General features: G+C 54.8%; 14 protein-coding genes and 1 pseudogene. 10 read left to right on the top strand and 5 right to left on the bottom strand.

What is annotated here, in order from left to right:
- Positions 1-37: 37 nt before the first annotated feature.
- From rpe to trpS, 3 genes are read left to right on the top strand one after another with little or no spacing between them, the layout of a single operon-like run.
- Positions 38-715, top strand: coding sequence for a ribulose-phosphate 3-epimerase (gene rpe / locus HX884_RS00075; RefSeq protein ID WP_008503032.1), 678 nt, complete (start codon positions 38-40; stop codon positions 713-715).
- Positions 708-1,469, top strand: a complete 762-nt coding sequence (gene gph / locus HX884_RS00070) for a phosphoglycolate phosphatase (RefSeq protein WP_013099068.1) — start codon at positions 708-710, stop codon at positions 1,467-1,469. The genes rpe and gph overlap by 8 nt, the downstream gene beginning before the upstream one ends.
- Complete coding sequence (gene trpS / locus HX884_RS00065) at positions 1,462-2,466, top strand: tryptophan--tRNA ligase (protein ID WP_178327434.1); 1,005 nt, start codon at positions 1,462-1,464, stop codon at positions 2,464-2,466. The genes gph and trpS overlap by 8 nt, the downstream gene beginning before the upstream one ends.
- Positions 2,467-2,597: 131 nt before the next feature.
- Here trpS and HX884_RS00060 read toward each other — a convergent pair whose 3' ends face one another.
- From HX884_RS00060 to nirB, 4 genes are all read right to left on the bottom strand, one after another.
- Complete coding sequence (locus tag HX884_RS00060; RefSeq protein ID WP_008503029.1) at positions 2,598-2,768, bottom strand: YhfL family protein; 171 nt, start codon at positions 2,766-2,768, stop codon at positions 2,598-2,600.
- A gap of 145 nt (positions 2,769-2,913) precedes the next feature.
- Positions 2,914-4,287 carry a siroheme synthase CysG gene (gene cysG, locus HX884_RS00055; protein WP_178327433.1) on the bottom strand — a complete coding sequence of 458 codons (1,374 nt, stop codon included), beginning with the start codon at positions 4,285-4,287 and terminating at the stop codon, positions 2,914-2,916.
- A 135-nt stretch (positions 4,288-4,422) separates the two neighbouring features.
- A complete protein-coding gene (gene nirD / locus HX884_RS00050; protein ID WP_013099065.1) occupies positions 4,423-4,749 on the bottom strand; it encodes a nitrite reductase small subunit NirD in 327 nt (108 codons plus the stop codon).
- The gene (gene nirB, locus HX884_RS00045; protein WP_013099064.1) at positions 4,746-7,289 is read right to left on the bottom strand and encodes a nitrite reductase large subunit NirB; all 2,544 of its coding nucleotides are present in this window, start codon (positions 7,287-7,289) and stop codon (positions 4,746-4,748) included. Before nirB ends, nirD begins: the two co-directional genes overlap by 4 nt.
- Before the next feature lie 240 nt (positions 7,290-7,529).
- Between nirB and HX884_RS00040 the strand changes: the two genes are divergently transcribed.
- Positions 7,530-8,831 carry a cytosine deaminase gene (locus HX884_RS00040; protein WP_178327432.1) on the top strand — a complete coding sequence of 434 codons (1,302 nt, stop codon included), beginning with the start codon at positions 7,530-7,532 and terminating at the stop codon, positions 8,829-8,831.
- A gap of 18 nt (positions 8,832-8,849) precedes the next feature.
- Here HX884_RS00040 and tsgA read toward each other — a convergent pair whose 3' ends face one another.
- Positions 8,850-10,034: an MFS transporter TsgA gene (tsgA, locus tag HX884_RS00035; protein WP_013099062.1), complete on the bottom strand. Its 1,185-nt coding sequence runs from the start codon at positions 10,032-10,034 to the stop codon at positions 8,850-8,852.
- Between the two features lie 278 nt (positions 10,035-10,312).
- On the opposite strand from tsgA, the gene ppiA reads away from it, so the two are divergent.
- From ppiA to HX884_RS00005, 6 genes and pseudogenes are all read left to right on the top strand, one after another.
- Entirely contained in the window at positions 10,313-10,885 is a 573-nt protein-coding gene (ppiA, locus tag HX884_RS00030) for a peptidylprolyl isomerase A (RefSeq protein ID WP_013099061.1), read from the top strand.
- Positions 10,886-10,990: 105 nt separating this feature from the next.
- Positions 10,991-11,575, top strand: a pseudogene (locus HX884_RS00025) (putative adenosine monophosphate-protein transferase Fic).
- Positions 11,576-11,605: 30 nt separating this feature from the next.
- A complete protein-coding gene (gene pabA / locus HX884_RS00020; RefSeq protein ID WP_013099059.1) occupies positions 11,606-12,169 on the top strand; it encodes an aminodeoxychorismate synthase component 2 in 564 nt (187 codons plus the stop codon).
- 86 nt (positions 12,170-12,255) lie between these two features.
- Positions 12,256-13,476: an aspartate aminotransferase family protein gene (locus HX884_RS00015; RefSeq protein WP_178327431.1), complete on the top strand. Its 1,221-nt coding sequence runs from the start codon at positions 12,256-12,258 to the stop codon at positions 13,474-13,476.
- A gap of 203 nt (positions 13,477-13,679) precedes the next feature.
- Positions 13,680-16,247 carry a type VI secretion system Vgr family protein gene (locus HX884_RS00010; protein WP_178327430.1) on the top strand — a complete coding sequence of 856 codons (2,568 nt, stop codon included), beginning with the start codon at positions 13,680-13,682 and terminating at the stop codon, positions 16,245-16,247.
- A gap of 13 nt (positions 16,248-16,260) precedes the next feature.
- Positions 16,261-17,712 carry a hypothetical protein gene (locus HX884_RS00005; protein ID WP_178327429.1) on the top strand — a complete coding sequence of 484 codons (1,452 nt, stop codon included), beginning with the start codon at positions 16,261-16,263 and terminating at the stop codon, positions 17,710-17,712.
- Positions 17,713-17,796 lie beyond the last annotated feature (84 nt).

The following is a 17,796-nucleotide window of genomic DNA, read 5'->3' as shown; positions in this document are numbered from 1 at the left end:
TTTTGCCCGCCGGTAAACACATTTCAAGGAGATGCGGATGAAACAGTTTTTGATTGCTCCCTCAATTCTGTCGGCCGATTTTGCCCGCCTGGGTGAGGACACTGCTAACGCGCTCGCCGCGGGTGCGGATGTCGTCCATTTCGACGTTATGGATAACCACTACGTTCCTAACCTGACCATTGGCCCCATGGTGCTCAAGGCGCTGCGTAACTACGGTATTACCGCGCCCATTGACGTCCATCTGATGGTGAAACCGGTTGACCGCATCGTGCCTGATTTTGCCGCGGCGGGCGCCAGTATCATTACTTTCCACCCGGAAGCGTCTGAACACGTTGACCGCACGCTGCAGCTGATTAAAGAAAACGGCTGTAAAGCGGGCCTGGTCTTTAACCCTGCAACGCCGCTGAGCTATCTCGACTATGTGATGGATAAGCTGGACGTTATCTTGCTGATGTCCGTTAACCCGGGCTTTGGCGGGCAGTCATTCATTCCTCACACGCTTGATAAACTGCGTGAAGTGCGCCGTCGTATTGATGAGTCCGGTTATGACATCCGTCTGGAAGTGGATGGTGGCGTGAAGGTGAATAACATTGGTGAAATTGCGGCTGCGGGCGCGGATATGTTCGTTGCAGGTTCGGCAATTTTCGACCAACCGGATTACAAAAAAGTCATTGATGAAATGCGCCGCGAGCTGGCGAAGGTAAGTCATGGATAAATTGCAGGCAACCCGGGGTATTGCATTTGACCTCGATGGCACGCTGGTCGACAGCGCGCCGGGCTTAACGAGCGCCGTCGACCAGGCGCTGTATGCCCTTGAACTGCCCGTCGCGGGCGAAGATCGCGTCGTGACGTGGATTGGTAATGGCGCAGATGTCCTGATGGAGCGCGCCCTGACGTGGGCTCGGCAGGAGCGTGCGTCACAACGTTCCGCACAGGGCAAACCGAGCGTTGATCACGCGGATATCCCGCAGGAAGAACAGCTACGGATTCTGCGCAAACTGTTTGACCGTTTCTACGAAGAAACCGTTGAAGAAGGCAGCTTCCTGTTCCCGGACGTGAAGGAAACGCTGAGCGCGCTGCATGCGAAAGGCATTCCGCTGGGGCTGGTTACCAATAAGCCGACGCCGTTTGTTGCGCCATTGCTGGACGCGCTGGATATCGCGAAATACTTCACCGTGATTGTGGGCGGTGATGACGTACAGAATAAAAAGCCGCACCCGGAACCGCTGTTGCTGGTGGCAGGAAAATTATCCTTAACACCTGCTGAGCTGCTCTTTGTCGGTGATTCACGCAATGATATTCTGGCTGCCAGAGCGGCGGGTTGTCCCTCCGTGGGGTTAACCTATGGCTACAACTACGGTGAGGCCATTACCTTGAGTGAGCCGGACGTCGTGTTCGATCGCTTCAAAGATTTGTTGCCCGCACTCGGGCTTTCATACAGTGAACATCAGGAATTGAAAAATGACTAAGCCCATCGTTTTTAGTGGCGCCCAGCCGTCAGGTGAATTGACCATTGGTAACTACATGGGTGCGTTACGTCAGTGGGTTAGCATGCAGGATGACTACCAATGCATTTACTGCATTGTGGATCTGCATGCTATTACCGCCCGTCAGGATCCTGAGAAGCTGCGTAAAGCCACGCTGGACACCCTGGCGCTCTATCTGGCCTGCGGGATCGATCCTGAAAAGAGCACCATCTTCGTTCAGTCTCACGTGCCGGAGCATGCACAGCTTGGCTGGGCGCTGAACTGCTACACCTACTTTGGTGAACTGAGCCGTATGACGCAGTTCAAGGATAAATCCGCGCGCTATTCCGAGAACATCAACGCCGGTCTGTTTGACTATCCGGTGCTGATGGCGGCTGACATTCTACTGTATCAGACTAACCAGGTACCGGTGGGTGAAGACCAGAAGCAACATCTTGAACTGAGCCGTGATATCGCCCAGCGCTTTAATGCCCTGTATGGCGAAGTGTTCAAAGTGCCAGAGCCATTTATTCCAAAATCTGGTGCACGCGTGATGTCGCTGCTGGAGCCGACCAAAAAGATGTCCAAGTCTGACGATAACCGCAACAACGTTATCGGCCTGCTGGAAGATCCGAAATCGGTGGTTAAAAAGCTCAAGCGTGCCGTGACCGACTCCGACGAGCCGCCTGTTGTGCGCTACGATGTACAGAACAAAGCGGGGGTTTCCAACCTGCTGGATATCCTCTCCGGTGTGACCGGCCAGAGCATTCCTGAGCTGGAGCAGCACTTTGAAGGCAAGATGTACGGCCACCTGAAAGGCGAAGTGGCGGATGCCGTTTCCGGTATGCTGACCGAGCTGCAGGAGCGTTATCACCGCTACCGTAACGATGAAGCCTTCCTGCAGAAGGTGATGAAAGAGGGCGCTGAAAAAGCCAGCGCGCGCGCGTCAGAAACCCTGAAAGCGGTGTACGAAGCGATTGGGTTTGTTGCGAAGCCGTAGGTAAAAGCAAAACGGTAACGGCGTTACCGTTTTAGGGTTTGTACCCTCTCCCTGTGGGATAGGGCCCACGCCGCACTTTTCTAAACAAAAAAACCGGGGAATCCCCGGTTTTTTTACACCTGTAAAACAGCTTACTGCTGTGCCGCCGGGCCACAACCCCCGATGATCTTCGAAATGGAGATCGCCGGGTGCAGCAGGTAATCGTAGCTGCAGTTGTTTTTGGTGTTTTGCACGTGGCCAGTGCAGGCCGTCAGAGTCGATAACAGGCCTACCAGAACGGCAGCTTTAGCCAGTTTGAACATACGCATTCCTTGTCTTAAAAAAACTAAATTGGATGTAACACGAGGGAATAAATGGAAAAGTTCCATTTCGCGGGAGGTATGTTATCGACAGCGGTAACAGGGGAGTAGTCCGGTTAAGGACTACTCGAAGGGGGGAGAATATGCGCTAGTGATTTGAGAACCAGTTGAGTTTATCGCGCAGCTCGACCACGCGGCCGACAATAATCAGCGCCGGGCTTTCAACCTGCTGCGCCAGCTCACCCAGCTGTGTCAGCACGCCATTTACCACGCGCTGCTTAATGGAGGTGCCGTTTTCCACCAGCGCGACGGGCATATGCGCTTCCATGCCGTGTTCCAGTAATTTCGCCTGGATCGTAGCGGCCTGATTCAGCCCCATATAGAAGACCAGCGTCTGCTTTTCGGCAGCCAGGTTGTGCCAGTCCAGTTCGCTGCCGGTTTTCAGGTGCCCCGTTACCAGACGCACGCTCTGCGCGTAATCACGATGGGTCAATGGAATACTGGAGTATGCCGAACAGCCGGATGCCGCCGTAATGCCAGGCACCACAGAGAACGGAATACCTGCGTTGCACAGGGTTTCCAGTTCCTCGCCGCCGCGACCAAAGATAAACGGATCCCCGCCCTTCAGGCGCACCACACGTTTTCCTTTTTGCGCTTCCCGCAGCAGGATCTGGTTAATTTCTTCCTGCGGCACGCAGTGATAACCCGCACGTTTACCCACAAACACCCGGTCCGCATCGCGACGTACCAGATTCATGATCTCATCGGAGACCAGACGGTCATACACAACGGTATCGGCCTGCTGGATCTGCTGGAGTCCTTTCAGCGTCAGTAATCCCGCATCGCCGGGGCCTGCGCCTACCAGCACCACCTCGCCACGATGATCCAGCGGTTCAGAGAGTAACTGCTCGGTCGTCTCTTCAACCGCCTTCACGTCCTGATTGGCCAGCGACTGGGCCAGCCGGTCATTGACGAAGAATTTTTCCCAGAAGCGACGGCGCTCGCCCACGGTCGCGAAGGTTTGCTTCACTCGTGAACGCAGTTGCCCTGCATAGTGGGCAATTTGTCCAAGATGTTGCGGCAGCAGTGCTTCCAGTTTTTCCCGCAGCAGGCGGGCGAGAACCGGCGAGCGGCCACCTGACGACACCGCAATCATCAGCGGTGAACGGTCGATTATCGACGGCATGATAAAGCTGGCTTCTTTCGGCGCATCCACCACGTTGCAGAATATACGGCGCGCTTCGCAGGCATCGCTAACGCGCTGATTCACTTCATCGTCATCCGTCGCGGCAATAGTCAGCCAGCAGGTATCCAGCAGGGACTCGTTAAACTCCCCCTGATTCAGCGTGAGCATCCCTTCCTTCGCCCAGGCTTCAAACTGTGGTGCGAAGGCGAGGGCGTTAACCGTAAGACGGGCACCTGCCTCTAACAGCAAGCGGGCTTTGCGTTCAGCCACATCGCCGCCACCCACAAGCAGGCAGTCGCGATGGCGTAATTGACAGAAAATCGGCAGGTGGTCCACGACATTACCTCACAGCATTCATGGAGGGGGTAAGAATTGACGTCAGAATAACAGCAGGAATCGCCGGAAACATACGGTTTTTCCTGCCGTTACCCATAAGGGGTCATAAGCCTTTCCTATAGGAAAGGCGGGGGGTTAGGCTTTTAACTGCACCTGGCCGTCCTTCACGCGAACGTCGTAGTGCTTCACCGAGTAGCTTTCATCTTCCATGCACAGTCCGTCGCTTAAACGGAAACGCTGTTTTTTCAGCGGACTGGCGACCCACAGTTCACCCTGATGCTCGGCAATCAGCCCGCGGGAGAGGACGCTGGCCTCAAAAAACGGGTCGATATTGCTGATGGCAAAAACCTGTTCGTCGTGGCGAGGGCGGAAAATCGCGACCTGCTCGTTTCCCAGCAGCGCACAGACGCCGGTTGCCGGCAGAATGTCGTTAATGTTGCAGATGTTTACCCACTGGCTCATGCGTTTTCCTCCACCAGCGTCACCGGAATACGTTCATAAGGTGTCGCCGGACGATGCTGTTCGCGCTCTGCTACTACCTGCACGTTCGGGTCGCGCTGGGTGCTGTTGATGAAGTGTTTGAAGCGTGTCTGTGCCGCTGGCGTGTTGACGGTTTCCGTCCACTCGCAAATCACCGCCGCGCGCAGGCGCGCCATCTCGGCTTCCAGATGTTCGTTAAGCCCCAGCTTGTCGTCGATGATGACCGACTTCAGGTAGTCGATGCCACCCTCCAGATTATCCAGCCAGGAAGCGGTACGGGTCAGTTTGTCGGCGGTACGGATGTAGAACATCATGAAGCGGTCGAGATACTGAATCAGCGTGTCGTGGTCAAGATCGGCCGCCAGCAGGTCAGCGTGGCGTGGTTTCATCCCGCCGTTACCGCAGACGTACAGGTTCCAGCCTTTCTCGGTGGCGATGATCCCCACGTCTTTCCCCTGCGCTTCGGCACATTCACGGGTACAGCCGGAGACGCCGAACTTCATTTTGTGCGGGGTACGAATGCCTTTGTAGCGGTTTTCCAGCTCGACGCCGAAGCCCACGCTGTCGCCCACGCCGTAGCGGCACCAGGTGCTGCCCACGCAGGTTTTCGCCATGCGCAGCGCTTTGGCATACGCGTGACCGGTTTCGAAGCCCGCCTCAATCAGCTGACGCCAGATCTCCGGCAGGTCATCTTTCTGTGCACCAAACAGGCCGATACGCTGGGAACCGGTGATTTTGGTGTAGAGGTTAAATTCACGCGCGATACGGCCCACGGCCACCAGCCCTTCCGGGGTGATTTCACCGCCCGCAGAGCGTGGGATAACGGAGTAAGTCCCGTCTTTCTGGATATTTGCCAGGAAGTTGTCGTTGGTGTCCTGTAGCGGCGTATGTTCTGGTTTGAGGATGTACTCATTCCAGCAAGAGGCCAGCAGGGAGCCGACGGTCGGTTTACACACTTCGCAGCCATAGCCCTGGCCGTGCTTGGCCAGCAGTTCGTCGAAGGATTTAATGCCTTCCACGCGGATCAGGTGATACAGCTCCTGGCGAGAGTACGCGAAGTGCTCGCACAGGTTGTTGTTCACTTCGATGCCCTGTTTCGCCAGTTCGGCGTTAAGCACCTGTGTGACCAGAGGAATACAGCCGCCGCAGCCGGTTCCGGCTTTGGTTTCCGCTTTCAGCGCCGCAACGGTGTGACAGCCTTTGTTGATGGCGGAGATCAACATGCCTTTGGTGACGTCGAAGCAGGAGCATATCTGCGCGCTGTCCGGCAGTTTATCGACGCCGATAGACGGCTTGCCGCTGGAAGCGTGCGCCGGGAGGATCAGCGCGTCCGGATTCTCCGGCAGTTCGATGGCGTTCAGCACCAGTTGCAGCAGGTTGCCGTAGTCGCTGGTGTCGCCCACCAGCACCGCACCGAGCAGGGTTTTGTTGTCCTGGCTGACGATCAGGCGTTTATAGATCTCTTTGCTCTCATCGAGATAGACGTAGCTGCGCGCGCCCGGCGTGCGGCCATGCGCATCGCCGATGCCGCCCACGTCCACGCCCAGCAGCTTCAGCTTGGCGCTCAAGTCCGCGCCTTCGAAGGCGTTTTCGTTTCCGAGGATATGGTCAACGGCGACCTGCGCCATTTTGTAGCCCGGCGCCACCAGACCGTACACGCGGTTATTCCAGCTGGCACATTCGCCGATAGCATAGATATCCGGGTCGGAGGTCTGGCAGGTATCGTTCACCATGATCCCGCCGCGCTGGGCAACTGCCAGACCGCACTGGGTGGCCAGCTTGTCGCGTGGGCGAATACCGGTTGAGAAGACGATAAAGTCAACTTCGAGCTCGCTGCCATCGGCAAAGCGCATGGTTTTACGCGCTTCGGTGCCTTCCTGCACAATCTCTTTGGTGTTTTTGCTGGTGTGGACTTTCACACCCATGCTTTCAATCTTACGGCGCAGCTGATCGCCACCCATGTGGTCCAGCTGTTCGGCCATCAGCATCGGGGCAAATTCGATGACGTGCGTTTCAACGCCGAGGTTTTTCAACGCTCCGGCTGCTTCCAGACCCAGCAGGCCGCCCCCGACCACCGCGCCGCGTTTACTGCGGCGTGCGCAGGATTCGATGGCGTTGAGATCTTCAATGGTACGGTAAACGAAGCAATCCTGCGTTTCCGAACCTTTGATAGGCGGGATCCATGGATATGAGCCAGTCGCCATGATCAGCTTGTCGTAAAAAACCGTACGGCCAGCGCTGGAGTGGATCACTTTCTCCTGACGGTTGATGGTGATAGCGCGTTCGCCCACCAGCACTTTTACGCCATGCTTCTCATAGAAACCTTCACGCACCAGAGAGAGCTCTTCGGCGGTATGATGGGAGAAGTAGGAAGACAAGTGCACACGGTCGTACGCCTTGCGGGGTTCTTCACAGAACACGGTAATATCGAACTGCTCAGCGCTGGCTTTATCGAGAAGATCCTCAATAAAGCGGTGGCCGACCATGCCGTTACCGATGATAGCGAGTCTGACTTTGCTCATTTTTGCCTCGATTTCTTTTCTATTACTGCCTACCTTAACGATTCAGCAGGGGCACTTATTGATGCAAATCAAATACGCCTTCGCCTACTCCCTAGGTGGTAGATGTATGATTTGTCAGGATTTTTATAAGTTATGGAAATCGCTGGCTTTTCGTTGTCGTCGATTTATGTACAAAAAGAGTGGCTATTTTTGGAAAAACAGGTACTCCTTAATTTCAGCCGCGTTTTTCAGGGGAAAGGTATGTCTACAACACCGCTTTGGCTTGTGCAGAATGTTCGTTTACCGGATCGCGAAGGGCTGTGGCAGATCGCCATCGAGAACGGTCGGTTTGGTGCTATCACGCCCATGGACGAGACCCACAGCGAAAGCTATGAGGTCTTGAATGCCCGCGGCGGACTTGCTATTCCACCGTTTATTGAGCCACATATTCACCTGGATACCACGCAGACGGCGGGCGAGCCACACTGGAACCAGTCCGGCACGCTGTTTGAAGGGATTGAACGCTGGGCGGAGCGTAAGGCGCTGCTCAGCCATGAAGATGTCAAAGCGCGCGCATGGAAAACGCTGAAGTGGCAAATTGCCAACGGGATCCAGTTTGTCCGCACCCACGTGGATGTCTCCGACCCGACGCTTACCGCCCTGAAGGCGATGCTGGAGGTTAAACAGGAGGTCGCCCCGTGGGTGACGCTGCAAATCGTGGCATTCCCGCAGGAAGGCATTCTCTCTTACCCGAACGGCGCGGCGCTGCTGGAAGAGGCATTAACGCTGGGCGCGGATGTGGTGGGTGCCATCCCGCACTTCGAATTCACCCGGGAATACGGCGTGCAGTCCCTGCATATCGCCTTTGACCTGGCGAAGAAATACGACCGTCAGCTGGATATTCATTGCGATGAAATCGACGATGAGCAGTCCCGCTTTGTGGAGACGGTCGCCACGCTGGCCTATGAAGCTGGCATTGGCGCGCGGGTCACGGCTAGCCACACCACCGCCATGCACTCTTACAACGGCGCGTACACCTCGCGGCTCTTCCGCCTGCTGAAGATGTCGGGTATTAACTTCGTGGCGAATCCGCTGGTGAATATCCACCTGCAGGGGCGCTTTGACGACTATCCGAAGCGTCGGGGCATTACCCGCGTGAAGGAGCTACAGGCGGCGGGCATTAACGTCTGCTTTGGTCATGATGATGTGTTTGATCCATGGTATCCGCTCGGTACCGGCAATATGCTGCAGGTACTGCATATGGGACTGCACGTCTGTCAGATGATGGGCTATCCGCAAATTGACAGCGGCCTGAACCTGATCACCCATAACAGCGCCCGCACCTTTGGCCTGAGCGATTACGGTATTGAGACGGGGAACCCGGCGAACCTGGTGATTTTGCCTGCAGAGAGTGGGTTTGAGGCGGTACGCTGTCAGGTGCCGGTGCGCTGGTCCATTCGACAGGGGCGGATTATTGCCACCACGCAGCTGGCGCAGACCTGGATCCAGATGGATAGCGGGGGAGAAGAGATAAGTTTTGCCAGAAACAGCCCCTCTGCGTAGCGCAGAGGGGCGCAGGGATTAGTGCGACGCCGCTGCAGCGTTATGCTGGCGGTGGCGGGTTACAAAGCCCAGGATGAAGCACATGATGAACACCACGGCGTACAGGCCGTTAGCGGTGTGCAGCGCCGCCAGCGGACCGCTGTGGGCGACGATCGGGCCCGTCACCACAAAGGTCAGCATGGTGCCGATGGTGCCGCAGGTCAGTACGAAGTTCACCAGCTTCGGCGAGGCCACTTTGGTCTGCAGGGAGCCCAGGGTGATGATCGACGTATAAATGGCGCTGGAGAAGAAGCCCAGGGTCAGAATGAACCACGGCATGTGGTCCGGGGAACCGTTGATGAACAGATACATCAGCACGGTAGCCAGGCCTGCCAGCACGGTCAGGATGCGCTGCAGATCGAAGAAGCGCAGGATGAAGCTAAACGCCCACATGCCAAACATGTAAGACATCCAGAAATCGCTCACCAGTTTACCCGCGTCGTTCAGGCTCATGCCCAGACCTTTGGCGTATTCCGGCACCCAGGAGATAAAGCCCAGCTGACCCAGGATGTAGCACAGTGCGGCAATGGAGAGGAACAGTACGCCGATACCCCATTTCTCTTTCGCCACAGGCTCTGCCGTGGTCTGTGCTTTTTTACCCAGAACCGGGAATTCGCAGCCGAAGGTCAGGATGAAGATGGCCACGTAAACCAGGCCGATACAAGCGTAGACCCAGTACCACTCAATGCTGCGCGCCAGCAGAACGGCCGCGACCATCGGGAAAATCATCCCGGCCATGCTGAAGAAGGAGTCGGTAAACAGCAGGCGCGCGCCGCGCTGACGGCCTTCATACATATGGGTAATCAGGAAGGTACCAATCGACATGGTGATCCCGCTGACCAGACCGAGCACGAACATGGCGGCGGAGAACAGGGCGATGCTGTGGCTCAGCATCAGACCCGCCACGGCGGCGACCATCAGCACAAAACCAAAACGCAGCTGCGTTTTCAGCGGAACAATTTCCATCAGCCAGGCATTCAGGAAAATGGAGATCAGGATCCCCGCGTTGAGGAAGGTGAAGGTGTTACTCATGCTGGAAACGGGCAGCTGGAAGTAGTCTGCGATATTTCCCATCACCATCCCGGTGACGATCACCAACGCGCCGGTCAGGGCGTAGGAGAAGAAGCTGATCCATGTGAGCTTGATACGATTGCTGTTAGTCATGTCTGGCCTGTTCAGGAAAAGAAAAGCGCCGGATAGGCGCTGAGAGCGGGCAGATTTTAGTCGCGAAAGTGATCCATTCATATCTTTTAAAGAAAATATGAGCTTCATTGCAGGTTTTTATGTGATCGTGATCACATAAAATTGCGTCACAACCAATCGTTTGCGCGGTAACAACTGTTTCAATTTCGTAAAATTAGGTAAAAGGCTGGTCTCCGTTCATACTGCTCTTTAGAATCAAGCCATTCGCTTTTTATACTGCGCTTTGTTAAGGAATTCTCATGCTCAAATCAACACTGGCGGCTGTCGCAGCTGTGTTTGCTCTTTCTGCCGTTTCCCCGGCTGCGCTGGCAGCAAAAGGGGACCCTCATGTTCTGCTGACCACCTCCGCAGGGAATATTGAGCTGGAACTGAATAGCCAGAAAGCCCCGGTTTCTGTGAAAAACTTCCTCGACTACGTAAACAGCGGCTTTTACAACAACACCACCTTCCACCGCGTGATCCCAGGCTTTATGGTGCAGGGCGGCGGTTTCAACGAGCAGATGCAGCAGAAACAGCCGAATCCACCGATCAAAAACGAAGCGGACAACGGCCTGCTGAACACCCGTGGCACCATCGCCATGGCGCGTACGGCGGATAAAGACAGCGCTACCAGCCAGTTCTTTATCAACGTGGCGGATAACGCCTTCCTCGACCACGGCCAGCGTGACTTCGGCTATGCGGTGTTTGGTAAAGTGGTAAAAGGGATGGATGTGGCGGACAAGATTTCTCAGGTACAGACCCACGACGTTGGGCCATACCAGAATGTACCATCCAAACCGGTCGTGATCCTCTCTGCAAAAGTACTGCCGTAATCCTCTTTGACACGGGCGCGTCTCGCCCGTGTTGTTAGCCCTCCCTGCGAAAGCGCGTTTTGCTGCTTATACTTTGGCAAACGGACATATTCAGGGAGGCGTTAAGTGAAAAAACTCACCGATAAGCAAAAATCCCGTCTCTGGGAGCAGCAGCGTAACGTCAATTTTCAGGCCAGTTGTCTCCTTGAAAAGGGTCATGGTCCTTCAGATCCCCAGATTGAGACGCTGGAACTTGGGCCTTCAGCGCCTGGGTTGCCCCATCTGTGCCTTATTCACCGCCATCTGTATCGCAGAGAGATGAAACGGGCAGGTGAATACCGTACGGACGATATTTTCAAAGGGGACATTCCTTTTTGTCATTTCGAATACATTGAGAAGATGGGCAATGAATTGATGTCGGCACTGGAAAGCGACCGGTACCTGGTGGGTCTTCAGAAAGAGGAGTTTATCGAGCGGATAAGCCATTACTAGTGTGAAATCAATATGCTGCATCCTTTTGCGAGCGGTAATGGCATTGCGCAGCGTGTTTTCTTTGAACAGCTGGCGATCCATGCGGGTTACCTGCTGGACTGGCGCGATATCGATCCTGAGCAGTGGGTCGCGGCTAACCAGAGCGGCGCAACGGGAGATTTGTCCGCCCTGAACGCTATCTTTGCCAAAGTAGTGAGCGAAGCGCGGGAATCTGAGTAGAATAGGGCGGCATTTTTTTCGGGAGCCGCCATGATTCTGCTGATTGATAACTACGATTCCTTCACCTGGAACCTTTACCAGTATTTTTGTGAACTGGGTGCAGAGGTGGTTGTCCGCCGTAACGACGACATCAGCCTGACCGAGATTGACGCGCTGGCCCCAAAGAAAATCGTTATCTCGCCGGGGCCGTGTACCCCATCGGAATCGGGAATCTCTCTGGATGTGATCCGCCACTACGCTGGCAGGCTGCCGATTCTTGGCGTCTGCCTTGGCCATCAGGCCATCGGGCAGGTGTTTGGCGCCACCATCGTCCGTGCTGCCAGGGTGATGCACGGTAAAACCTCCCCGGTTACCCACACCGGCACGGGCGTGTTTAGCGGGTTAAATAACCCGTTAACCGTCACGCGCTACCATTCTCTGGTGATTGACCCGCCGACGCTGCCCGACTGCTTTGAGGTGACCGCCTGGAGCGAGACGCAGGAGATCATGGGCATTCGCCATCGTGAATGGGATCTCGAAGGGGTGCAGTTCCACCCGGAGAGTATTCTCAGCGAACAGGGGCACCAGCTGCTGGCTAATTTCCTCAATCGCTGAATATCTGTTGCCTTGCTGTGATTTTTTATGCATATTTTGTGATTATATTTTCACAATCAATGTGACATAAAATGGATGGTCATGACATGGCAACTGAACAATCTGCAATTACCCGCGCGACATTCGATGAAGTCATTCTGCCGATTTATGCACCGGCCGAGTTTATCCCGGTAAAGGGAAAAGGCAGCCGCGTCTGGGATCAGCAGGGGAAAGAGTACGTGGATTTCGCCGGGGGGATTGCGGTGACGGCGCTGGGGCATTGCCATCCTGCACTGGTCGAGGCACTGAAAACCCAGGGCGAAACCCTGTGGCACACCAGCAACGTCTTTACCAACGAACCGGCATTGCGCCTGGGGCGCAAGATCATTGACGCGACTTTCGCCGAGCGCGTGCTGTTTATGAACTCCGGGACCGAAGCCAACGAAACCGCCTTCAAGCTGGCGCGCTACTACGCTTCCACACGCCACAGCCCATACAAAACCAAAATCATCGCTTTCCATAACGCTTTCCACGGTCGTTCACTGTTTACCGTTTCCGTTGGCGGCCAGCCGAAGTATTCCGACGGCTTTGGTCCGAAACCCGCCGATATCATTCATGTGCCGTTTAACGATCTGCATGCGGTGAAAGCGGTGATGGATGACCATACCTGCGCGGTCGTGGTTGAGCCGATTCAGGGTGAAGGTGGCGTGACGGCGGCAACGCCGGAATTCCTCAAAGGGCTGCGCGCGCTGTGCGATCAGCATCAGGCGCTGCTGGTGTTTGATGAAGTCCAGAGCGGGATGGGGCGTACCGGCTCCCTGTTCGCCTATATGCACTACGGCGTGACGCCGGATATTCTGACCAGCGCCAAAGCGCTCGGCGGCGGCTTCCCGGTCAGCGCGGTGCTCACCACCCAGGAGATCGCTTCCGCGTTCCATGTCGGCTCACACGGCTCCACCTACGGCGGAAATCCGCTGGCCTGCGCCATCGCCGGTGCGGCGTTTGATATCATCAATACGCCGGAGGTATTAAGCGGCGTTCAGGCGAAGCGCGAGCTGTTCGTGAAACATCTGCAGCAGATCGACGAAACCTACGACGTCTTCAGCGAGATCCGTGGCATGGGACTGCTGATTGGCGCTGAGCTGAAGCCGCAGTACAAAGGCCGCGCACGCGATTTCCTGCACGCCGCTGCTCACGAAGGGGTGATGGTGCTCAACGCTGGCCCGGACGTGATGCGCTTTGCGCCGTCGCTGGTGGTCGAAGAGAACGATATTGAAGATGGATTAACCCGCTTTGCCGCGGCGGTTAAATCAATCACCTGTATATGATTAATATCATAATCAAGTACTAAACTTGATTATTTATTTTTGAGCAGAGGCTGAAAGCATTGAATAAATTATTCTTGATGGTGATATTTTTTATATAAACATGCACCACGTAAATATTTGATAATATTTAAGTTTTATATTTACCTGGCACTTTTTTAGTCTTATAAATGAGCTGTTGGATTTTTAGGGAAATATTATCCACCATGCTTAATAAGATTAGTTTCGATCACAGCCACCATCTGTTAACAGTGCGTGGCTGTTCTTCTCCCCTGGACGTGCTGGCCTTTGAAGGCCATGAGGCACTGAGCGAGCCGTTCCGTTACGTGACAGAGTTCACCAGCACCGACCACGCCATCACGGCGCAGCAGATGCTGATGCAGGACGCAACCTTCATCCTTCAGGCACCGGTGGATCAGGGCTTCGGAATTAAATTCCGGCAGCCGGTGCGCACGATTCAGGGCGTAGTGACGGCGTTTGAACGTCTCTCAACATCAAAAGATGAAACCCGCTACTCCCTGACCCTTCAGCCGCGGCTTGCGCTGCTCTCACGCAGCCACCAGAACCGGATTTACCAGGACATGTCGGTACCACAGATTGTGGAGCATATCCTGCGCACCCGCCACGGCATGCGCGGGGAGGATTTTGTCTTCACCCTTGCGAATGAGTATCCCAGGCGCGAACAGGTGATGCAGTATGGCGAGGACGACCTGCGCTTTATCACCCGCCTGCTCGGGGAGGTGGGTATCTGGTTCCGTTTCACCGCTGACACCCGGCTTCACATCGATGTTGTGGCTTTTCACGACGACCCACAGCACTACGAGCGGGGGCTTACGCTGCCGTCAGTGCCGCCGTCCGGGCAGCACGACAGCGGCACGGAGTCGGTATGGGAGATAGTGAGCCACCACAACGTGGTGGAGCAGTCGGTATTCACCCGCGACTACAACTACCGAAACGCGCCTGAGGATATGAGCCTGAGCGCGGATGTCACTTCTGGCGACAGCACCACCTACGGCGAGGCGTACCACTGGGGTGACAATTACCTGACCCCGGGCAGCGTCGGGCAGCGCAACCCGGCGCCAGAGAGCGGGGCGTTGTATGCCCGGCTACGTCACGAGCGCTACCTGAACAACCAGACCCGGCTGAACGGGAAAACAAATTGCGCGACGCTGGCACCGGGCCTGGAGCTGAAGGTGACCGGCGGGCTGGAGGTGACGGACACCTTCCGCAAGGGCGTGGTGATTACCGGCATGCACTGCCTCGCCCGGCGCGACCGCAGTTATGAAGTGGAATTTGACGCAATCCCGTATTCGGAGAATTACTGCTTCCGCCCACAGTCGGGTAACAAACCGGTGATGGCGGGCACGCTGCCGGCGCGGGTGACAAGCACGAAGAAGAACGATATCTACGGTCATATTGACCGGGACGGCCGCTACCGGGTGAACCTGCTGCTGGACCGCGACCACTGGCAGCCCGGTGAGGAGAGTCTGTGGGTGCGTCAGGCACGCCCGTATGCGGGGGACACATATGGCCTGCACCTGCCGCTGCTGGCAGGAACGGAAGTGGCGATAGCCTTTGAGCAGGGTGACCCTGACCGGCCGTACATTGCTGGCGTACTGCACGACTCGGCGCACGCCGACCACGTCACCATCCAGAACTACAGACGTAACGTCCTGCGCACCCCAGCGAACAATAAAATCCGTCTCGATGACACGCGCGGAAAAGAGCATATCAAGGTCAGCACAGAGTACGGAGGCAAGAGCCAACTGAACCTGGGGCATCTGGTTGACGGTGAAAAACAGCCCCGTGGCGAGGGATTTGAGCTGCGTACAGATGCGTGGGGCGCGATACGGGCGCAGAAGGGGATCTTCATCAGCGCGGACGGGCAGCCGAAGGCGCAGGGCCAGGTGCGTGAGATGGCCGCGGCGACAGCCCTGCTGAGTAATGCCCGGGCGCAGATGCAGGCGATATCGGATGATGCGCAGATGGCGACGGCAAACCCGGCAGATTTACAGGCGCAGGTGACATTGCTGGAGGAGAAGCTGGCGGACCTGAAGCAGGCGGTGATTCTGCTGAGCGCGCCACAGGGGGCAGGGATAGCCAGCGGTGAACACTTGCAACTGTCGGCGGGCCAGAACCTGATAGCGGCGGCAGGGAAAAATGCCGATCTCAGCGTGGTGAAGGATTTCTTTATCGGGGTGGGGAACACGCTGAGCGTGTTTGTGAGAAAGCTCGGTATAAAACTTATCGCCAACCAGGGGCCGGTGCAGGTGCAGGCTCAGAACGATATGATGGAATTGATGGCACGAAAAGAAATCAGCATCGTCTGCACGGAAGATGAAATCAAGATCCTTGCGAAGAAGAAGATCACGCTGAACGGAGGGGGAAGTTATATCACGCTGGATGCGAACGCGATTGAATTTGCGACGCTCGGGGATTACCGAACAAGAGCCGGGCATTATGATCGACAGCAGAAAGCGAACCAGAAAATGGCACTGGCAACGCTTCCAGGTGAAATCACCGGAATGGTAAATCTTGCCCTGAATTTTTTTGACCAGGGTAATCAGCCGATAGCAGATGCTGCCTATACGGTGACGTTTGATGGTGGAAAGGTACTACAGGGACAGCTTGATAAGAATGGTTATGCTCTGCATAAAAATGTTCCGGAAGAAGGGGCAAAAGTTGTTTATCAGTTGCCCGAACCATTACCAGATACCCCATGGCCTCCATATTCAAAGCTGACTCAGGCCACTTCTTCATCATTTATCGGTTAACTGGAAGGATAACATGGATCAGGATCTTCAGAATGCGCTGGCATTTTATCAGCCTGCGCCGGATGGCTGGTTTTCGGGCTTATCCCGGAAAATGGAAGCAGCAGGGGTATGGGTATGGGAAACTATTCAGGGTGACTTTAACGATAATCAGACTACCGGACAGGTGGTGACGGGGACACTTATATCAATGATCCCTTTAGTGGATCAGATTTGTGATATTCGTGATCTGGTAGCTAACAGTAAAAAGATTAAAGAGGACAACAACAATATCTGGTCGTGGGTGGCATTAGTACTGACACTACTTGGACTCTTCCCGACACTTGGTTCCCTCCTAAAAGGAGGAGTGAAAGTTTTGTTATTGTCAGGGCGAAAAGGTTTTCTAAAAGCAACGACTAATGAAAGTCTGATTGCGGCATCTATTGAGAAGAGTATCAGCTTGTTGGATGATTTTCTGTCGATACCCGCAGTACGCTATACGCTTAAATCGAAGAAAATTTACAATGCCTACCACTATCTTGAGCAGCAGTTACGGGCGCTGAAAAGTACACTTGCGGTAGCCCCATTACTGAAGGCATTTGATGAACTATTATCTGCAACTCGTAGTCTGCTGGATACGGTAATGTCATGGGGGCCGGAATCACTGCGCCGTCCGATAGCAGATCTCTGGGATATGCTGATGGAGGTGCGCGGGCAGGCGGATAGAATGCTGGCGAAAGCGCTGGGGCCGGTAAGCGACTATCTGGAAAAACTGGCTAACCGCCTGAGGATTGAAGGCGATAACCTTTATCGTGCGCGGGTAGGAGATAATACCCATGTTTTAGGGAATTATCAAAAGCGGGCTAATAAAGAAATTCAGTTTTTTGAGAATGAAAAACCAGGATGGGTAGATAAGGGTATTGAGGCGCAATATCCTGCATTGGAAAAATTACGTGATAGAGACTTGAATAAAATTGCAGATAAATGGCCTGATATTCGCTATGTTGAAAATAGCAGGTCCCCGCTGAATGGTAAATTCAATACCTTTGATGCTTCTATGCGTGCTGCTGAAATTGTTCCTGGCGAGAAAATTTATCGTATTCTTGATCCTGCCTCCGGCGATAATAGTATTTGCTGGATGCGGGAAGATGTATTTAATTCGCTAAAATCGAAAAGCGACTGGCGACGCCGTCTTGCGGTATGGAAAAGCTGGAATGAGAATGGTGAATATGTGGTGTATACCGTACCACCCGGTAAGCCGCTGAAGGTGTGGGAAGGGCGGGCGGGGACGCAAATTAACAAGACAGCTCCGGAGTATTCATTGGAAGGTGGTGCGGTACAGATTGTGGTAGACCCAAAAAATTTGGATAAAGAGTATACAGGAAAGCGTATGAGGACGGGGTGGGGTTATCAGGATGCCCCGTCAGATTTGGCTGAACCCTATCTTGGTCTACCCGCTCTGGAAAACAAACATAAATGGTTTGAGTAATAAGGAGAATAAAAATGGCAATACTTCACCCGCTGGAATGCTATCTGCTGGAACAGTTCAGTTCCCCGGCGCACTTTGCTGCCA

Origin of the sequence: Enterobacter sp. SECR19-1250 (assembly GCF_013391025.1) — a bacterium.
Lineage (GTDB): Bacteria > Pseudomonadota > Gammaproteobacteria > Enterobacterales > Enterobacteriaceae > Enterobacter > Enterobacter cloacae.
Note: the sequence above shows the minus strand (reverse complement) of the source record. Positions and strands in the feature narration are given on the sequence as shown.

Excerpts from the sequence above, each read along its gene's own strand:
- gph (WP_013099068.1), top strand. The coding sequence starts at position 708 with ATGGATAAATTGCAGGCAACCCGGGGTATTGCATTTGACCTCGATGGC.
- HX884_RS00040 (WP_178327432.1), top strand. The coding sequence starts at position 7,530 with ATGTCTACAACACCGCTTTGGCTTGTGCAGAATGTTCGTTTACCGGAT.
- trpS (WP_178327434.1), top strand. The coding sequence starts at position 1,462 with ATGACTAAGCCCATCGTTTTTAGTGGCGCCCAGCCGTCAGGTGAATTG.
- tsgA (WP_013099062.1), bottom strand. The coding sequence starts at position 10,034 with ATGACTAACAGCAATCGTATCAAGCTCACATGGATCAGCTTCTTCTCC.
- HX884_RS00060 (WP_008503029.1), bottom strand. The coding sequence starts at position 2,768 with ATGTTCAAACTGGCTAAAGCTGCCGTTCTGGTAGGCCTGTTATCGACT.
- HX884_RS00010 (WP_178327430.1), top strand. The coding sequence starts at position 13,680 with ATGCTTAATAAGATTAGTTTCGATCACAGCCACCATCTGTTAACAGTG.
- HX884_RS00005 (WP_178327429.1), top strand. The coding sequence starts at position 16,261 with ATGGATCAGGATCTTCAGAATGCGCTGGCATTTTATCAGCCTGCGCCG.
- nirB (WP_013099064.1), bottom strand. The coding sequence starts at position 7,289 with ATGAGCAAAGTCAGACTCGCTATCATCGGTAACGGCATGGTCGGCCAC.
- nirD (WP_013099065.1), bottom strand. The coding sequence starts at position 4,749 with ATGAGCCAGTGGGTAAACATCTGCAACATTAACGACATTCTGCCGGCA.
- ppiA (WP_013099061.1), top strand. The coding sequence starts at position 10,313 with ATGCTCAAATCAACACTGGCGGCTGTCGCAGCTGTGTTTGCTCTTTCT.
- rpe (WP_008503032.1), top strand. The coding sequence starts at position 38 with ATGAAACAGTTTTTGATTGCTCCCTCAATTCTGTCGGCCGATTTTGCC.
- pabA (WP_013099059.1), top strand. The coding sequence starts at position 11,606 with ATGATTCTGCTGATTGATAACTACGATTCCTTCACCTGGAACCTTTAC.
- HX884_RS00015 (WP_178327431.1), top strand. The coding sequence starts at position 12,256 with ATGGCAACTGAACAATCTGCAATTACCCGCGCGACATTCGATGAAGTC.